Below are 15,291 nucleotides of genomic sequence, written 5' to 3' on the forward strand. Positions count from 1 at the left end.
TCTGGCGAAGAACATGCGCCGCCTCAGAGCTGCGCGTGGCTTGAGCCAGGAAGCGCTTGCGCTTGAGAGCGGTATAAACCGCACTTACCTTAGCGGCGTTGAACGCTCTGAACGAAACGTGTCAATCGACAATGTGGCGAGGATTGCCAAGGGCCTCAATGTGGAGCCTTGGAAGTTGTTGAAGGACGAATGACTTCGGTTAGCCCGTCATCAAATTTGCTGGCTCTCAACGGGAGGAGTTCTTCCGCCATACTGGGATCGCCTTGCGCGTGAGCTCCCTCGGGCTCATAACCTGAAGGTCATAGGTTCAAATCCTATCCCCGCAACCAAGTTTCAGATGTTGGATCAATGAATTAGCCCGCTTGTGGCGGGCTTTTTCATGTATTGCGAAGCCTTCCTAAACCTTGCCAAGGAATACTATTATCTAACAATAAGTTAGATGGATCCCGCCGGCGTTTCCGAACTCTTCCGAAAAAACTCCACGGCACAAAACTGGCACAACGCGGCATAAGAATGAGCACCATGTTGCGCTCGACAGTAGTGGAAACCCTCGCTTCCCGACATTGGCTAAATCGCGATTCGACGAGAGTATGATAAGCGTGCGACAACCACAGAGGGCTGCCAATGAAAGAGCCTGGACTCGACAACCGTCATCGGGACAAAGACGGTCAGATTCAGCAAAAGCGAAGCGACACGCTGAATAAAAATCTCTCAAAGCCCATTCCGCAGTTCTCGCCAAACACGACGCTAGGCAAGATGAGGGAAGTCACTGGGAAAGTAAGCGAAGAGGCTGTTCGACGCGCGGCGGCAAAACTGAATAAATAGGCAAGCTGGCGGCGGCCTCCACCCAGCATGCAGCTGCGCGCCCTTACACATCCGAGCGTCGAGACAGCTTCTCAGGCGCCGAAGAATGAGCAAGGCATCCCTGGCTTCAGGAATTCGAGCGGATCCTCAGGGCCGAGCACATATTCCGGCCACTCATCGGCGATCCGTTGCGCCTTGCCCTGCTGCCAATGTGAGCGAGCAACCTCATATCCGGCGACATCCAGATACCGCTGCACAATTGGAATGATCCGCTGGCTTCCGAGCACCGCGGGGATCGTCAGCCGAATATGATTGTCAAGACCGCTCAAGCATACATGCGCGCAGTGATGATGAACGGCGCGCGTGCCCTTGAGAAAACCCTCATAGGCAAAACATCGGCGGTCACGTGCATGAAAATGAAGATCATAAAAGTACCCTGGCTTGCCATCCACGGCGCTTTCCCGCTGGGTCCAGGCACGCCTTGATATCTCGATCGTTACGGCAATGACGAGTTCGGGATCGGCCGCACCAACCCGCGCCCATTTATTGTCACTGACCTCTGTCCAGGGAAAGGGATCCAGGTGGAGGAAGTGGGCAATCACAGGGTCATTGCCCGGTGGGAGGGGGGTGTCTTCATCGTTATAGCTTGTACAGAAGCGCCAGAACCCCTGGTCGATGTCTCTCAAGAGCTGGACGATACGCTGCAGATCATCCTCATGGCCTACCCGGAAATGGGCCACGCGGTGCCGGATCTGGGATATCTCCTCCAGCTTCGCCTGCCAAAGATTCTGGGGCGGAAGGTACGGCGCGAAAAGCGACCAGTTATCGTCAATGGCCTTCTTCAGGGTTGAGAGTGGTGCGTAGCTAAGCGCATCCATCTCCGGGGTGGGCATATGGATTAGGCGCTTGTCCGATTGAAACGAATTCCCGAGTTTGGGTAAATCGGCATTCCAATCGTCTCCTCGCAGCGCTCGGAGCTCCACATAGACCATCCTGCGCAACCAGGTCTCGAACTGCCATAGCCGCGCATAAGTCGAAAGCGATCGCTTCGGCACGCCTGGAACATCGTCAACGCCATCGTTATCTTTGCTGTTGTCGGTCATGGCTTGTGAATTGCTCTACGCTCGTGGGAGCATGTGGTGACATACACGCAGAATGAGCAGAGCTTAGCAAGTCACCAGCAAGCCGGACGCAAAATATGAAGAAGGTGGAAGCTCTTTTGAACCGGTCTGAGGAGGTCGCCTATCGCGAGCTCCAAAAGATTACATCGGACAACGCCCTCAAGGTGTTTCCCAAACAACGTCTGTCTGATGTGATTCAGAAGGGAAAAGCCTATCTTACGCAGCGGGAGTTTGATTTTTACACCCGCAGCCATTGCGATTTCGTCGTGACAGACGCGGCCTACCGGCCACTGATGGTCGTCGAATATGACGGACCACTGCACCAGACCGATGAGAAACAGCAGGAGCGCGATGCGATCAAGAATGATCTTTGTCGGCGGGCCGAACTAGGCATGCTGCGGATCAACGATAATTATGTGACCAAACTCTATCGGGGTATGACCGTTTTGCGCTGGATCATCGAGGTCACCGAACTTTCGAAGGCCTTCGATCAGGCGCAACACGAAGGACAAATCCCCCGGGACGAAAGCTTCGATCCGGCATTCATCGTCAGCAGTGGCTCTAACGGTCGCCCTTATCCCTATTGGCTTTCTGCGCCGGCGACGCAATCAATCCATACCTTCTTCAAGACTTTCGATCCCGGCATTAAGAAGGGTTGGCACGGCATTATCGGCAACGACAAGGACGGGAACGCGCGCCGGCTGTCATGCCTCTATTTTGAGGACCAGGTCCTTTGGTCAACTACTGGCGTGAGAAACCAGGATCTCGAATTCCCGGATTATGATCTCCTCGATCAACTCGATACGTGTGAACTCGGAATCCAACTAAAGAAATTTCGGGCCGGGGAGATATCGTCAGGCACCAAAGATGCATTTCGTCGCGTCTTCGATCAGTTCTGCGAGCGCTACAAGGCGCACCCGTCGCATTCGATGGGCGGCTTCCCCTTTGAGATAGAATGGTCCTTAGAACGTGGCTGGAATATTGGCTAATCTTCCGCGAATGGATCGTGTAACTCCGGGGGAGCCGATAGCACTATCGTCTCATCATCGCTTTCGGTTGCCGAGGGAATTGTTTCAAGGCGGTGCTCAAGTGTCTCGGCAACCGACTTTGCTATGCCTACGAATGCCTTCAAACGTTCAATTCTGTTGGTGAGAAGTTTGCGTTGTTCGGCGTTGAGATCGGGCGCCTTGTCTATATCCGCGGCACTTACGACAAGGCGTATAACGATTTCCGGCACGCCGTCGTCGTCGATCGTCTCGGCAAGCTTTACCCATTCCTTCGATTTGTCCAGTGCGGCGCCGGCCGCCTCTGCGAGGCAATGGCCAATAAGCACCTTCGCCGAATAGTCGAGCCCCTCGACCACGTTTAGCCAACTTTCCTGCTCCGAAGTCTCCGCTTTTTCATCCTTCGGAGGACGTCGTCCCCTGAAATAACGCGGCGTAGTGTTTTCCGGATCAAGGCTTTCAACGATCCGGATGATCGGCTCCAACTCTCCAAACGGGCGTTTGCCGTCCGGAAGCTCCGAACGATGCCTCCATAGATTTAGGATGGCTTCGGATGCTTCCTTTTCAGCAACCGCCTTATTGGCCACGCTCGCATTCTCGGCTTTGACGATCAGATCGGAAATATAGTGCGCCATCCACCGACCCAACGTATCTGTTGAGTCGGCTAGCCCCAACTCATCGACGAGCTTGCGGCCGAGTTCAAAGACCTTTTCAGACTGTGCGAAAGTTTCCATCGGCGCTCAGGAGATAGAGTTTGGCTTGCTTCGGGACCCGCTCGTCATCTTTTTCTGAACTTTCATATGATCGATAACGGCGGTGACGCTCGATTTGTACTTCAATGATGAGGTCGCGGTTCAGCTTTTTCAGCATGTCGGTCATAAAATGCAGCGACGCCTGGAGACGGCGACCATTATCCGGATTCGTGCTTGTGTGACGCTTGCCTTCATCGAAGTGTCCCCACACCTGGCTTTCTATACTGCACACTTGGTGTTGGTCTTTCCAGAAGCGTCGGTCAGCGTCCGTCTGAATGCCCATCAGCTGAACAATGAACGGCGCCGGTTGCGGCGGAGGAAAGGGAATCCCTCCGGCCCAGCGATCCTGTCCATCCAGCCGCGATCCCGCACTGTCAAGCTGTATCCATCCCTTGAGCTCAAAGCCTGATTCATCAATCTCCATCTCACTATCGGCACTGGGGATAGCGTAATCATATGAGTCCCTAGTACTGGCGAGAGCACGCAGCAGCGCTTCGCTTCGATCGGGACCAACCAGCGCGCTGTAGATGTTTGTTGATTGTTCCCGGTGCGAATCGGCCTTTGACCAAGACCCCCATACGTTCAGCGTGGCGCCCGAGCGTAGCGCTTCCTCGAAATCACCATCGGTTATTGTTCGTCGATCGGAATCGTCCCTGCTACGTTGGAGCCATCCGTTTCTTTCAAGGGGTTGAGGATCGCGACGATCCCAAAGCCAGCGCCCATCCTTGCGTGTGAGATCGTGCTCGCAGACCCAGTCCTGAAACTTGTCACCCTCATCGTAACTGCGATTGCGATGGACCGGTCTCGTCGCGAGCAACTGTCCGGCAACGACCATCATCGCATGGTAGGCATGATAGAAATGGAGATTGTCGGTGCGAGGAGATGAACCGTGTGAATGAGAGGTGTGTTGTTCTTCATAGAGATTTCGCTTGGCACGTTCATCTTCGTCCCATCGACCTCTCGCAGAGAATACGAAATCTTTTCGGATGACCCTAAGGGCTCTTCTCTCAATCTCAGCTTGCGACACGCCGAAGATGCGGCCCAACGGAGCATACCAATAGGGGCCGATATCTATGCCGAAATAATAGCGGTCTTCGTCCTTCTCGACCTCATCGGGCTCACTTGCGAGGATATCATCATCTGCGTCCGACTCAACAATGGCCATTTTAGATTCGTTGATGCTCTTCAAACGATCCGCTAGTCCGTCTTCATCAGAAAGTTGGCCTGTCTCGATCAGCGCAAGCAGGGTGCGCGCTGCAAATTCCCTGATCAGAACGTGCGGTTTCGTGGTCAGATCGAGAAGTTGCTGAGCGTGCGGAATCAGGATCCTGGGGTTAGCTATTGAGGCGCGTGCCAGACCGATGAGCAGCCATTGAACTGCATGCAATCGATAGAAATGGAAATCCCCATCAGCGAATGGAGTCCCCCGCATACGCGAGGCCAGCGTCATCAAACAAGTTAAAAGATGGGTGCGTCCAAACGTGCAGGTTTCAAGTACGGCATGCGCTCCTTCCCACCGTGACACCGTCTGTGGCGCCGCCAGCATGCCCCAAATGTAGCCCGCTAGGGCTTCGCGAATATCAGCGGGAGGCAAAAGGTCGTCTCTCCACGGCCCGTCGCCATCCGCATCGTCCAATGCGGAATTGAACAAGTCCATGCCATAGGTCAACGCTTCAAGCGCTTCGTCGGCCGATAGTTTATACGTGAGAAGGCCGAGGAGCGAGAAGAGCCGGTCGGTTTCAATCAAGTCGGACGTCTCGCCGATTGCCGAAAGCACGACATCGACAATTTCGTCCACGCTAACGCCGGTTATCGTGCAAGCCTTCTCAAGCGGTAGCCGTTGATAATAACGGCTCTTTCTGATGTCCATGCAGTGGCGACGGCAAAACAATTTAAAAGCCTGCGCCAGCGCCTGCGTAATTGCTGGTCTATCTTTCCAGCTAGCTGGTATCTGCTCCAAAAAGTGCCGCAAGGAGTAGAGTTCAAACTCCGGGGTTTGGACAAAAGCCTCGACAAACTGAGCTTCGGCTCCAGGCCGAATTCGTTGCATTGCTTGACTGAAGAACTCCTCCTCATAAAAAGGGGGCTCCGTCTGTCTAAATGCATCATGAGCCTGCGAGAGCCCGCTCGGCGATGTCAGATCAGTGCTTGCAAATATCGCGTTCCAATCGCGGCTCGGTTGATCCTTCAAGACATCAACTGCGTCATAGGTGTCATGGTCTTGCTTGCGATCTTTCTCTTCTTGCTCAGCGAAGGAAATTGCCTGGGCAAGACCATCCAGCGTAATGCCATGCTTGGCCGCCACATCTTGAAGCTTTTTCAAGCTTGATGACTCGGAGATAGCGAAACGCGCATAACGATAAATGATCTGGGCTGCGGAAGCCGTTTCAGATGAATTCTCACATCTGGCTAAGATATGGCCAAGCAACCCATCATAATCCCACTCCGCTCGAAATCCCACGAGAGGCAGCGCGTCTCGGGGATCAAGAACATTGCGCTCGATTAAGTTTTCGACGGCGATTGGCAATATTCTTTCATGCCAGCCGAAACCTCGGTCTCGCCAGCGGCTCATGACGGTGAGTGCCGATGTCGGACACAGGCCGCAAAGCGCGTGAACCGTGCTGTGCCAAGGAAAATGCTTGTCACGATCAACATAAGCATAGGTTAGCTCGGCACAGCGCGAGAACTTATACGCAGCTAGGGGAGCCGGTCGATCGGGGCGCGATGCGTGGTCTGCCAGATCAAGGATGGCTTCCCATCTGGCGAGATTTTCATCGCCTATCTTGCTGGCAACCTCCACTGCTTCATTGAAATACGCTTTCGCATCGGCTTTGCTTGTCGTTAGAATTGCGCGCGCGACGTCGATATATCCATCCGATTTTGAGTCGGCGTTTGAGCGCTCATTTTTGGTCAGTGCGTACGACTCCGCGGCATACACAAGGGCTGTGGATTTCGTGTCATCCTTCAGCGCACACAGGCGGCAGATCGAATTAAGTGTCGGTGTAAACAACGGACGCTTCAGCGTGTTCTTCCACTGATCGAACGCTGCCAACGCTTCAGGCGTTGCCGTATCCGTCTGATGAAGGATGTCCATCCAGAGCAAGGCGACTTCATTCGAGGTATGGAAACCGTCGCGATAATAGATCCGTTCCGCTCTCGACGAAGTTGCGGCCGTTTTTGCGATTTCCTGCGCGACGTCTTCCTTTTTGACGCGTCCGATTAGGACCGAAGCCCAAAGCTTGTGCCAGGGAAGCAGCGCGCCAACGTCTTCTTCAAATTCTTGTAAGTCGCGGGACTTTGAATGCTGGTTCGCCTTGTTAATTTCTTCCTTAAGTTCGGCATGCGCTACATCCGCCAGTTCGAGCGGTTGTTCGCGTAAAGCAGCTCTCAAGGTGTACGCACGAAGCAACGGAAACCGGGCCGTCGAAAATCGCGATGCTAGCCCACGGGGAGGCTCGGACGGCAAATAGCGCGAAAGCAGCCTGTCCGCGTCATCATATGTCACCTCGCCCCCCTTTAACGCTGACTCTACGAGTGCGAGAACCGCATCAACAGATTCTTGTTTGTCATCCCAACCTTCAGCCTTGCGGATGTCGATGCGGCGACCTAGCAGCAGCTTAAGCGTCCGCCTTGTCGCCTCTGCAGGCGGTTGTTTTTGGACCTCGCGCAATTCGCGCGCTACAGCCAGAACTAGGCCGACATCGTTGCCCGCGGAGCGAGCTAGTTCTTCGATTTCGGCAAATCGGCCGTGATCGATTAGTCTGCGCACTACTAAGCGGCCGACACGATACGAGACCTCCCGTGGCTTCCAAGTTCTCAGGCTATCCGCGCCATTCGTCGGACCATGAATATTAAGATGCGCAAGCGTAAGCTCAGCGATATCTTGATCCTCGATGGGCTCTTCTTCGCGTTGTTTGGGTGATAAACGCGACCAATTTCGTAACCATTCATGAGCCATGCGAAGGCGGCTGCGAGCTTCGCCAATTAACTCCTCACGTCCGGACAGTAACGCGGCTTCGTAGGCGTGGTGCGATCCAAGCCAGCCCGATCCGAATGTGCGGCGAGAGACGATTTCCTGAATGAGATCGGTCTCAAGGAATTCGGCAGCGAGATCCGTATTGGCCTGAAGCAGGCTCCGCTGTCGTTCATCGCCTGCTGTTTCGCCGCCGGCCTTTAAGGCGAGCTTGGCTGCCGCCAGATAGTGCCGCGATCGAAGCCCCGCTTTCAGGGCGAATTGCAGCCGTTGAAGTTCGACATCCCGCTTTTCAAGCGGGCTTCCCTCTGGAAGCGCGCTTGACGAGAGCGCAAGCTCAACGAGCTCATTAAATTGACCGGCCTCAAGCATTAGCTGGGGCAAGGTTGAGGCAACATAGGCGCTTTTGCCCGCGAGGGGCTTTAGTCGCGCGATGAACTCGCCCATCTTCGCTGCCGTTGGTCGAAACTTTTCTCGAAACCAGGTTTCGGCGGGTTCATCCAGAAACTGGACCGTTTCGCCGACGACGCGAAGTGGGCGCCCTATGTCATAGGCGAAGCTCTTGATGGCATCCTGCTCGACGCCGGACATCTCGGACAATATTGGTATCGGAACCAGAGGCCGCAGCGCCGCCAATCCCTCGCAGATCGCTTCTACGCGAGATCGCTCGATGGGGCCTGAAACATCTTTGAGATTGGCTATCGCATCATCCAACAAACTCGAAATTGCATCTTCCACGGTCGTTGGGTTCGGGCCAAGCAACCGCAGTGTTTCTTGCAGAGGGAGTCCTCGCGACAGGGCTAATGCTTGCACACGCGGATTATGCGAACTCAGCCGATGAAACTCATCGACATCGCGAGCGATTGCGTCTGGAAAGTTCTGGCGCAGAAACGCGTCTGTCTCGGCGCGGCTGAATGGCCGCAACTCAACCACAGCGGCGTTATGGGGAGGCTCAAGCATGTCTCTGCGATGTGAACGACAAAGAAACACAAGCCGCACGCCCTGAGGAATTTGAACGCGAATGAGATCTTTTGCGAAGGAACGAATTTCGCCGATTTCCTGCGCCGCCATCTGCGCATTGTCGGCCGCATCCACCACAATGCAAAGCAGCGCGTGAGGATTGGCCAATCGAACCAAGGTTGCTGCTTGGCGAAGCCTGTAAACAAAAGCCCGCACATAGGCGGCGGCGTCCGCACTCGCTGTCGGGATGAGAAGGTGGCAGAGACTCATTGCAGCTAACTCGTTCGCGATTTGAACGAGAGCATCTTTGTGCCTGTGGCGATACTTAGCCGCGCTGCGGTATTCGCCATTACCAAAGCAATCGTAGAGAATGCAGACCGATCCCGGCGGAAGCTTTTGGCCGATTTGCGTTGCGAATACCGATTTTCCAACGCCGCCTGAAGCGTGGACGACAACAGGACCGTTCGCAGCCACAATTTGTTGTATAAGCGTGGGCTCCTGCTCACGGGGCACCGCATTGCTGACCTCCGCTACCAGATTGGCAGCCGGGTAGAGAAGGCTTTCGTCGGTTTTAAGGGCCCGTAGGACATCGATCTTCGTTATGATCGGATTCTGGCCACTCTCGGAAAGCGCCTTGCGGGTTACCAATTCCTTCAACTGAGTTGGCGCATCGACGTCGGCATTCGGCAGATAGCCGCTCACATCTTGGAACAAGATGTTGCGCTGATCCCAGTAACCGTCTTCCCGGTCTTCAAAATGAAGAAGTTTGCAAAAGTCTGCGAGATCAGCACCAGTCAATCCGGTGAAGTCTTCCAACTTTTTCCGCTCATTCGGATGACGCGCCGTGGCTTCGTTTGCGGCGTCTTCAACCGCTTCGGCGACATCCGAGCTTATCGGCCGGTTGGTTACAAACCAAAATTCGAGTTTGTTCGCTAACTCTGCGCGCGGTGTCGTTTTTTGCAACTCCGCGTAGCGCTTCGCATAACCCCGGATGGTTTTTTCCAACCCGCTTGCCGTCCACGGGTCATCCGCGTGCAACGTTGAGTGCTTCAGCTGCATGTAGCGCACCAAGCGAGCCTGCTTGATGTCCTCGCTACCAAAATATTCGGCGATGTCGATGAGCTCTTCACCGGCCTCGACAGGCGCGCTACCCGGTTGCTCGTCCGGTGATGGGCCTTCAATGGCCACGGCAACCAAACCGCTATCCGAGGATAGGAGCCTCAGACAGCGTCGGGCGGCCCACAAGTAATGGAACTGATCGCCATCTCGGCTTGTGCGGACTAAGTCAGTTTTAGACATTGAAGCGAAGTGATTCCACAACCAAAAGCAGCTACGTAGTACAGTATAGCGCCGAAGTATAGTTCCTGTTTTGTTCTGTCGCGCGGTGATGCGTCATAACCCGACAGCATGGTTTCAGGGCGGTGCCTAAATTCATCGACTTCGCATAGTTTGGCGCCGGTGAGCGGCAGCGTTCCGAAGCCCGGGTTGGGCGCCCAAAAATGCACTTTCGCGCAGGAAAGGCACCTAATTCCTTTGGCTGCCTCTCTAAATCATTGAAATTAAACAGAATACGAACGCCCTCCGAGCGCACCATGCCTCAACTAATCCTTGAAATCGCTGAGGTTTTCGTAGCGCGGCCGCTCGCCGGCCGCGCGTGACTCATGTCCAGACTTGGAGCCGGCTGCTGAGGCGGAGATGCCGCTCGACGCGATCCTGTAACGCCGACCGAATAGATGCCGGTACCGCGGCCACCGATTCTGGCGATTGCGCGGATGCAAGCTTGCTTACCCGGAGCGCCTGATGATCTTTGCCAGCTACGCCTACCGTGTCGTCTCCAACTTCGTGTTCCTGGGGCTGGTCTATTTCACGCTGAACCTTCTGGAGAAGTACGAGCAGCGCGCGACGGTCGCGATTCTGGTCCTGGTCTATGCGGCGATGCACGCCTTTTCCGGCCTGCGCTCGTTCTATTTCTTCCAGCGCATCGAGCGCCTGGAGGGCGAGACGCGACGGCTCGCCGCGGCGGCCGGCGAGGGGCCCAATGCTGTCGCCTCGCGCAGGCAGATCGTCGCCGATGTCACCGTGCTCAGGCATGCCGGCGAGATCAAATCCTATATCGATATCTTCTTCCTGGCGCTGGTGATCCTGCTCTGCGTCGCCAAGATCGTGGCCAGCTAGATCACGTCAATCAGGCACGCGCCTGCCGGCCGCCGCCGCCTCGGCGCGCGGCGTACGCTTCTTCAGATTATTGGCGACGTGAACTGACGCATTGTCCGCGGCCGGCGGTGCGACATGCAAGGGGGCGCCATGGGCTCTGCCGTGCGCCGCGGCGGGCACGTGATGCGCGGCCTGTTTCGGATGCCTGGCCTGGCGCGCGGAGAACGCCTGCGCGCGCGGTATGCCAACGCCAACTGCCGCGCGCTGCACGAGGCGGCGATTGGCCGCCGATCGGGCTGCGAGCAGGGTCAGGTCAAGCGCCTCGGGAACGCGGAACACGTCGGACGCCGGGACCGGCAATGTCGAGACGGATGCGAACCGGGCAAGCTGGGGCTGCGGCCACAGCGTGCGGACGGGCATCGCAACCCGGGCGTGCTGTGCGTGGTCGAGGATGTCGGCATCGCGCCAATCCATGTCGGCAAACACCGGGGCAGGCAGCGTCCGCGTCGCGGTGAACACGAAATTCGGAATTTTGGGCCAGCGCGTGGTCGCCACCGTCTCGGTCGGCGGATGCAGGTACCATTGCTGCGGCTGGGTCGGCGTCGCCGGGCGATCGGGCGTTGCGGGCACGACATGAACGATCCGGTAGCCGCGCTCCTTCAGCGTGCTGAGGATGCGCGGCAGCGCCGCAACGGTGCGCGGCTGGATGTCGTGCAGCAGCAGGATGCCCTTGCGCTTGGCTTCGATCCGCTGGATCGCGAGGTCATAGACCCGCTGCGGCGAGATGTGGCGCCAGTCGTCCGCGGGGAAGTCGGCGCTCCAGACCTGGATGCCCTGGGACGCCAGATAGGCCTCCGGGATCTCGGCGCGCATCAGGCCGGGAATCCGGAAGAACGGCGCGAGCTTGCTCTTGTCGCCATTGAGGGCGGCGAGCGTCGAGGCGATGCCGTCGTCGACCTCTTGCCGCACCTTCTCGAGCGGCATCTTGTTCATCGTCAGCGGATGGTTCTGGCTGTGCGTGCCGACGGTATGTCCGGCCGCGATCAGCTTGCGCACGCCCTCCGGATTGAACCGGGCCTGGGAGCCGATGGTGAAGAAGGTCGCCTTGACGCACTGGCTGGCGAGAATCGCCAGCACCTGGTTGCTGTATTTAGGTAACGGCCCGTCGTCGAAGGTCAGTACCACTTCGTGATCGGCGAGCGGCAAGGTCTCCGGATACTGCATGGTGCCGATCCGGGGATGCTCCTTGGGATCGACGACGAGGGTCCGCGAGGTGCCGAGTGCGTTGGGGTTAGGGCAGTCTGCGGCGAGGGCGGCATACGGCGTCATCAAGCCGCAGCCCAGCAGCCCCGCGCGGACCACGGTCCGCGACCGCTTCCGGATCATCACCAGGACGTTTGCAATCATCGAATCTCGGCCGCATTCCAAACGCACTGACGAATCCTTAGGTGCGGCGCCATGAATGCCGCCTTAACGGTCTGTAATCCACCTTGGGTCCCGGGTTCAATGTGACCGGTCGGACACGGTTTTCAGCGCCGCCGGGACGACGTGGACGACGTGGTATTTATGCTCCTGCAGGTACCTCAAGAAGGCGGGCAGCATCTCGGCTGTCCGCATTTGCGGGTCATGCAGCAGGACAATTCCCTTGCGGTGGCCTTCGAGCCGCCCGGTGAGCAGCTTCAGTTCCTCCTCGGGGGTCATCTTGTTCCAATCGCTGGCCCAGAAATCGGCTCCGAACACCGCGATACCGCGCTTTTCCAGGTGGTCCAGCAGGGCGGGTGTCGATTCGAAATAGGGGAACCGGAAGAACGGCGTGCTCGGAATCTTGCTCTCGGTGCCGCGCAGGGCCTTCTGGACCGCTTCGATCCCCCGGTTGATGTTCGCCTCGGCCTGATCCGGCGGGAGTTTGTTGAGATGTGGATGGTCCCAGCTGTGATAGCCGATGGTGTGGCCGAGGCGCGCGATCTTGCGGACCATATCGGGATGATCGGCCGCGTTGCGGCCGACCATGAAGAAGGTTGCCTGCACGCATTCAGCCGCCAGCGCCGTCAGCACCTTGTCGGTGACCCCCGGCGTCGGTCCGTCGTCGAAGGTCAGCACGACCTCGCCATCCCTGAGCGGCAGGGTCTGCGGAAAGCTCTTCAGCCCGACGCGCGGATAGGTCGCGGGGTCGACCTCGAGTACACGTGAGGTGCCGAGCGCGTCCTTGCGCTGGCATTCGGCGGCGTGCGCCGAGCCGAACAGTGCAATAGGCGCGAGCGCGACCAGCGCCGCGAAAGCCTTCCGGAGCGGTCGCGGTGCGCTCGACATCTTTCTCATTGCACTGGGCCCCACCGATTAGGTAATCCGTTCCGCACTCATCCAACCAGTTTTTCCCCTCCTGTCAAACCGGCGAAACACGGCATGGCCGAGAATTTCGACGTTGCCGAACCCGCCGAGGCCGATCCGCTGGCCCGGATGCCGATGCGGGACGAGGAGGGCGAGCTCCGCGGCGAATTCGTCGCGGCGATCACCCGGGCCATCCACGCCGCCGACCGGCCGTTGCTGTGCGAGGTGGTGGCGGAACTGCACGAGGCCGATCTCGGCGACCTGATCGCGGCGCTGGAGCCGGACGACCGCGTCACCCTGGTCGAGATCACCGGCACCGATTTCGACTTCTCGGCGCTCAACGAAGTCGACGAGACCGTCCGCGAGGAGATCCTCGAGGAACTCGAGCCGGAGACGGTTGCCGAGGGCGTCCGCGAGCTCGAATCTGACGACGCCGTCGAGCTCCTGGAGAGTCTCGACGAGGAGGACCAGGAAGAGATCCTGGAGAAGCTGCCGGCGGCCGAGCGCGAGGACATCGAGCGCAGTCTGCTGTACCCGGAGAATTCCGCCGGCCGGCGGATGCAGACCGAGTTCATCGCGGTGCCGCCAGATTGGAATGTCGGGCAGGCGATCGACTACATGCGCGACACGCCGGACCTGCCGGATCGCTTCTACGAAATCTATGTGGTCGATGCCGACAAGCACCTGCTCGGCGCCGTGCCGCTCGACGTGCTGCTGCGCGCGCGCCGCCCGGTCCCGATCAAGGATCTGATCGACGAGGACCGTCGCCGGGTTTCCGCGCTGGAAGACCAGGAAGAGGTCGCGCGGATGTTCGGCAAGTACAACCTGGTCGCAGCTCCCGTGGTTGACACCATCGACCGGCTGGTCGGCGTGATCACCATCGACGACGTCGTCGACGTGATCGAGGAGGAGGCAGACGAAGACTTGAAGGCGCTCGGCGGCGTCACCAGCGACGAAGAGCTGTCCGACACGGTGTGGACCATCGCCCGCGGCCGCTTCAACTGGCTCCTGGTCAATCTCGCTACCGCGTTCCTGGCCTCGTCGGTGCTCGGTCTGTTCGAGGGCCAGCTCGAGAAGATGGTGGCGCTCGCGGTGCTGGCGCCGATCGTGGCGAGCCAGGGCGGCAATGCCGCGACCCAGACCATGACGGTCGCGGTGCGCGCGCTCGCCACCCGCGAGCTCGGCCCGTACAACGCGATGCGGGTGGTGCTGCGCGAGACCATGGTCGGGCTCGTCAACGGCATCGCCTTTGCCGTCATCACCGGCGTTGCCGCGGTGGCGTGGTTCAAGATCCCCGGCCTCGGCATCGTGATCGGGCTTGCGATCATCTGCAATCTGGTCGCCGGCGCGCTCGGCGGCATCCTGATCCCGATGGTGCTGGAACGGGTGCGGGCCGACCCCGCGGTCGCCTCCGGCACCTTCGTCACCACCGTCACCGACGTGGTCGGCTTCTTCTCGTTCCTCGGCATCGCCACGCTGTGGTTCGGCCTCAAGTAACGCGCTCGCGGGTAGGGCGGCGCATGGTTCGGGCGCGAGCCGCGCCGGGCCGCTTATCGTTAATCCGAACTTAACGCGCTTCATCGATGATGCCGCTATCTCCAAGGGGCCATCACGGGGGCCATCATGCAGCGGTTGCGGCTCAAGGCGGACGGACGGATCGTCGAATTGCGCGACGGGCAGGAAATCCCGCTCGTGCCCGCACATCCCGACCGGGCGGCGATGCAGCCTGCGGCCGCGCAGCCGGCCGTACGCGATCTGCGCCGCCGGGCCCAGCTCACCCAGCTGGAATTCGCCGCCAAGCTCGGCGTGCCCGTGGAAACCATCCGCAACTGGGAGCAGGGCAAGCGCGCGCCACGCGGACCTGCCCGCGCGCTGCTCGCCGTGATCGCCCATTCGCCGGAGACGGTGTTCGCCGCGCTGTCGAGCGAGCCGACGGCGGCTTGAGCGGGTAGGGCGCGCTCCATCATCGCTGCAATCTCGGTGTCGTCCCTGCCTAGTGCGCAATTGCGCACGGGAGCAGGGACCCATACTCCGCGGCCCGTGTTGTGAACGGGACTCGTCGTTCAACCATCCCGCGACAATGCCGATCTGTGGTGGTCCCTGCTTTCGCAGGGACGACAGCGAGTGTGTTGCACGATCGGGAGTCAAACTTTCGCATTCTCGCGACATGATCTGCCCGAGCTTTGCTTTTTGTT

At 58.3% G+C, this 15,291-nt stretch carries 11 protein-coding genes; 6 read left to right on the forward strand and 5 right to left on the reverse strand.

Annotation, left to right across the window (positions count from 1 at the left end):
* The first annotated feature begins 13 nt into the window (after positions 1-13).
* Together J2R78_RS33685 and J2R78_RS33690 are read left to right on the forward strand one after the other, a co-directional pair.
* Positions 14-193, forward strand: a complete 180-nt coding sequence (locus J2R78_RS33685) for a helix-turn-helix domain-containing protein (RefSeq protein ID WP_253608304.1) — start codon at positions 14-16, stop codon at positions 191-193.
* A gap of 431 nt (positions 194-624) precedes the next feature.
* Entirely contained in the window at positions 625-825 is a 201-nt protein-coding gene (locus J2R78_RS33690; protein WP_253608305.1) for a hypothetical protein, read from the forward strand.
* A gap of 71 nt (positions 826-896) precedes the next feature.
* Here J2R78_RS33690 and J2R78_RS33695 read toward each other — a convergent pair whose 3' ends face one another.
* A complete protein-coding gene (locus J2R78_RS33695; protein ID WP_253608306.1) occupies positions 897-1,907 on the reverse strand; it encodes a hypothetical protein in 1,011 nt (336 codons plus the stop codon).
* Positions 1,908-2,002: 95 nt separating this feature from the next.
* On the opposite strand from J2R78_RS33695, the gene J2R78_RS33700 reads away from it, so the two are divergent.
* Complete coding sequence (locus J2R78_RS33700) at positions 2,003-2,914, forward strand: DUF2726 domain-containing protein (protein ID WP_253608307.1); 912 nt, start codon at positions 2,003-2,005, stop codon at positions 2,912-2,914.
* Here the strand turns inward: J2R78_RS33700 and avs3b are convergent.
* Both avs3b and avs3a read right to left on the reverse strand, forming a co-directional pair.
* Positions 2,911-3,663 (reverse strand): AVAST type 3 anti-phage proein Avs3b, encoded by a 753-nt coding sequence (gene avs3b / locus J2R78_RS33705; RefSeq protein WP_253608308.1) that lies wholly within the window; start codon positions 3,661-3,663, stop codon positions 2,911-2,913. The two genes, J2R78_RS33700 and avs3b, sit on opposite strands and share 4 nt — an antisense overlap.
* Positions 3,641-9,913 (reverse strand): AVAST type 3 anti-phage nuclease/ATPase Avs3a, encoded by a 6,273-nt coding sequence (gene avs3a / locus J2R78_RS33710; RefSeq protein ID WP_305884496.1) that lies wholly within the window; start codon positions 9,911-9,913, stop codon positions 3,641-3,643. Before avs3a ends, avs3b begins: the two co-directional genes overlap by 23 nt.
* A 501-nt stretch (positions 9,914-10,414) precedes the next feature.
* Here avs3a and J2R78_RS33715 point away from each other — a divergent pair.
* A complete protein-coding gene (locus J2R78_RS33715; RefSeq protein ID WP_057020844.1) occupies positions 10,415-10,789 on the forward strand; it encodes a hypothetical protein in 375 nt (124 codons plus the stop codon).
* A 6-nt stretch (positions 10,790-10,795) separates the two neighbouring features.
* On the opposite strand, the gene J2R78_RS33720 is transcribed toward J2R78_RS33715, so the two are convergent.
* Together J2R78_RS33720 and J2R78_RS33725 are read right to left on the reverse strand one after the other, a co-directional pair.
* Entirely contained in the window at positions 10,796-12,175 is a 1,380-nt protein-coding gene (locus J2R78_RS33720) for a polysaccharide deacetylase family protein (RefSeq protein WP_253608309.1), read from the reverse strand.
* 96 nt (positions 12,176-12,271) lie between these two features.
* Positions 12,272-13,087, reverse strand: coding sequence for a polysaccharide deacetylase family protein (locus J2R78_RS33725; RefSeq protein ID WP_253608310.1), 816 nt, complete (start codon positions 13,085-13,087; stop codon positions 12,272-12,274).
* A gap of 84 nt (positions 13,088-13,171) precedes the next feature.
* Between J2R78_RS33725 and mgtE the strand changes: the two genes are divergently transcribed.
* Both mgtE and J2R78_RS33735 read left to right on the forward strand, forming a co-directional pair.
* Positions 13,172-14,593, forward strand: coding sequence for a magnesium transporter (gene mgtE, locus J2R78_RS33730; RefSeq protein ID WP_253608311.1), 1,422 nt, complete (start codon positions 13,172-13,174; stop codon positions 14,591-14,593).
* 126 nt (positions 14,594-14,719) lie between these two features.
* Positions 14,720-15,040: a DNA-binding transcriptional regulator gene (locus J2R78_RS33735; protein ID WP_253608312.1), complete on the forward strand. Its 321-nt coding sequence runs from the start codon at positions 14,720-14,722 to the stop codon at positions 15,038-15,040.
* The last annotated feature ends 251 nt before the right edge of the window (positions 15,041-15,291 follow it).

The sequence above is a fragment of the Bradyrhizobium sp. USDA 4538 genome, assembly GCF_024171045.1.
GTDB classification, from domain to species: domain Bacteria; phylum Pseudomonadota; class Alphaproteobacteria; order Rhizobiales; family Xanthobacteraceae; genus Bradyrhizobium; species Bradyrhizobium australafricanum.

Excerpts from the sequence above, each read along its gene's own strand:
- J2R78_RS33685 (WP_253608304.1), top strand. The coding sequence starts at position 14 with ATGCGCCGCCTCAGAGCTGCGCGTGGCTTGAGCCAGGAAGCGCTTGCG.
- J2R78_RS33690 (WP_253608305.1), top strand. The coding sequence starts at position 625 with ATGAAAGAGCCTGGACTCGACAACCGTCATCGGGACAAAGACGGTCAG.
- J2R78_RS33695 (WP_253608306.1), bottom strand. The coding sequence starts at position 1,907 with ATGACCGACAACAGCAAAGATAACGATGGCGTTGACGATGTTCCAGGC.
- J2R78_RS33700 (WP_253608307.1), top strand. The coding sequence starts at position 2,003 with ATGAAGAAGGTGGAAGCTCTTTTGAACCGGTCTGAGGAGGTCGCCTAT.
- avs3b (WP_253608308.1), bottom strand. The coding sequence starts at position 3,663 with ATGGAAACTTTCGCACAGTCTGAAAAGGTCTTTGAACTCGGCCGCAAG.
- avs3a (WP_305884496.1), bottom strand. The coding sequence starts at position 9,913 with ATGTCTAAAACTGACTTAGTCCGCACAAGCCGAGATGGCGATCAGTTC.
- J2R78_RS33715 (WP_057020844.1), top strand. The coding sequence starts at position 10,415 with ATGATCTTTGCCAGCTACGCCTACCGTGTCGTCTCCAACTTCGTGTTC.
- J2R78_RS33720 (WP_253608309.1), bottom strand. The coding sequence starts at position 12,175 with ATGATTGCAAACGTCCTGGTGATGATCCGGAAGCGGTCGCGGACCGTG.
- J2R78_RS33725 (WP_253608310.1), bottom strand. The coding sequence starts at position 13,087 with ATGAGAAAGATGTCGAGCGCACCGCGACCGCTCCGGAAGGCTTTCGCG.
- mgtE (WP_253608311.1), top strand. The coding sequence starts at position 13,172 with ATGGCCGAGAATTTCGACGTTGCCGAACCCGCCGAGGCCGATCCGCTG.
- J2R78_RS33735 (WP_253608312.1), top strand. The coding sequence starts at position 14,720 with ATGCAGCGGTTGCGGCTCAAGGCGGACGGACGGATCGTCGAATTGCGC.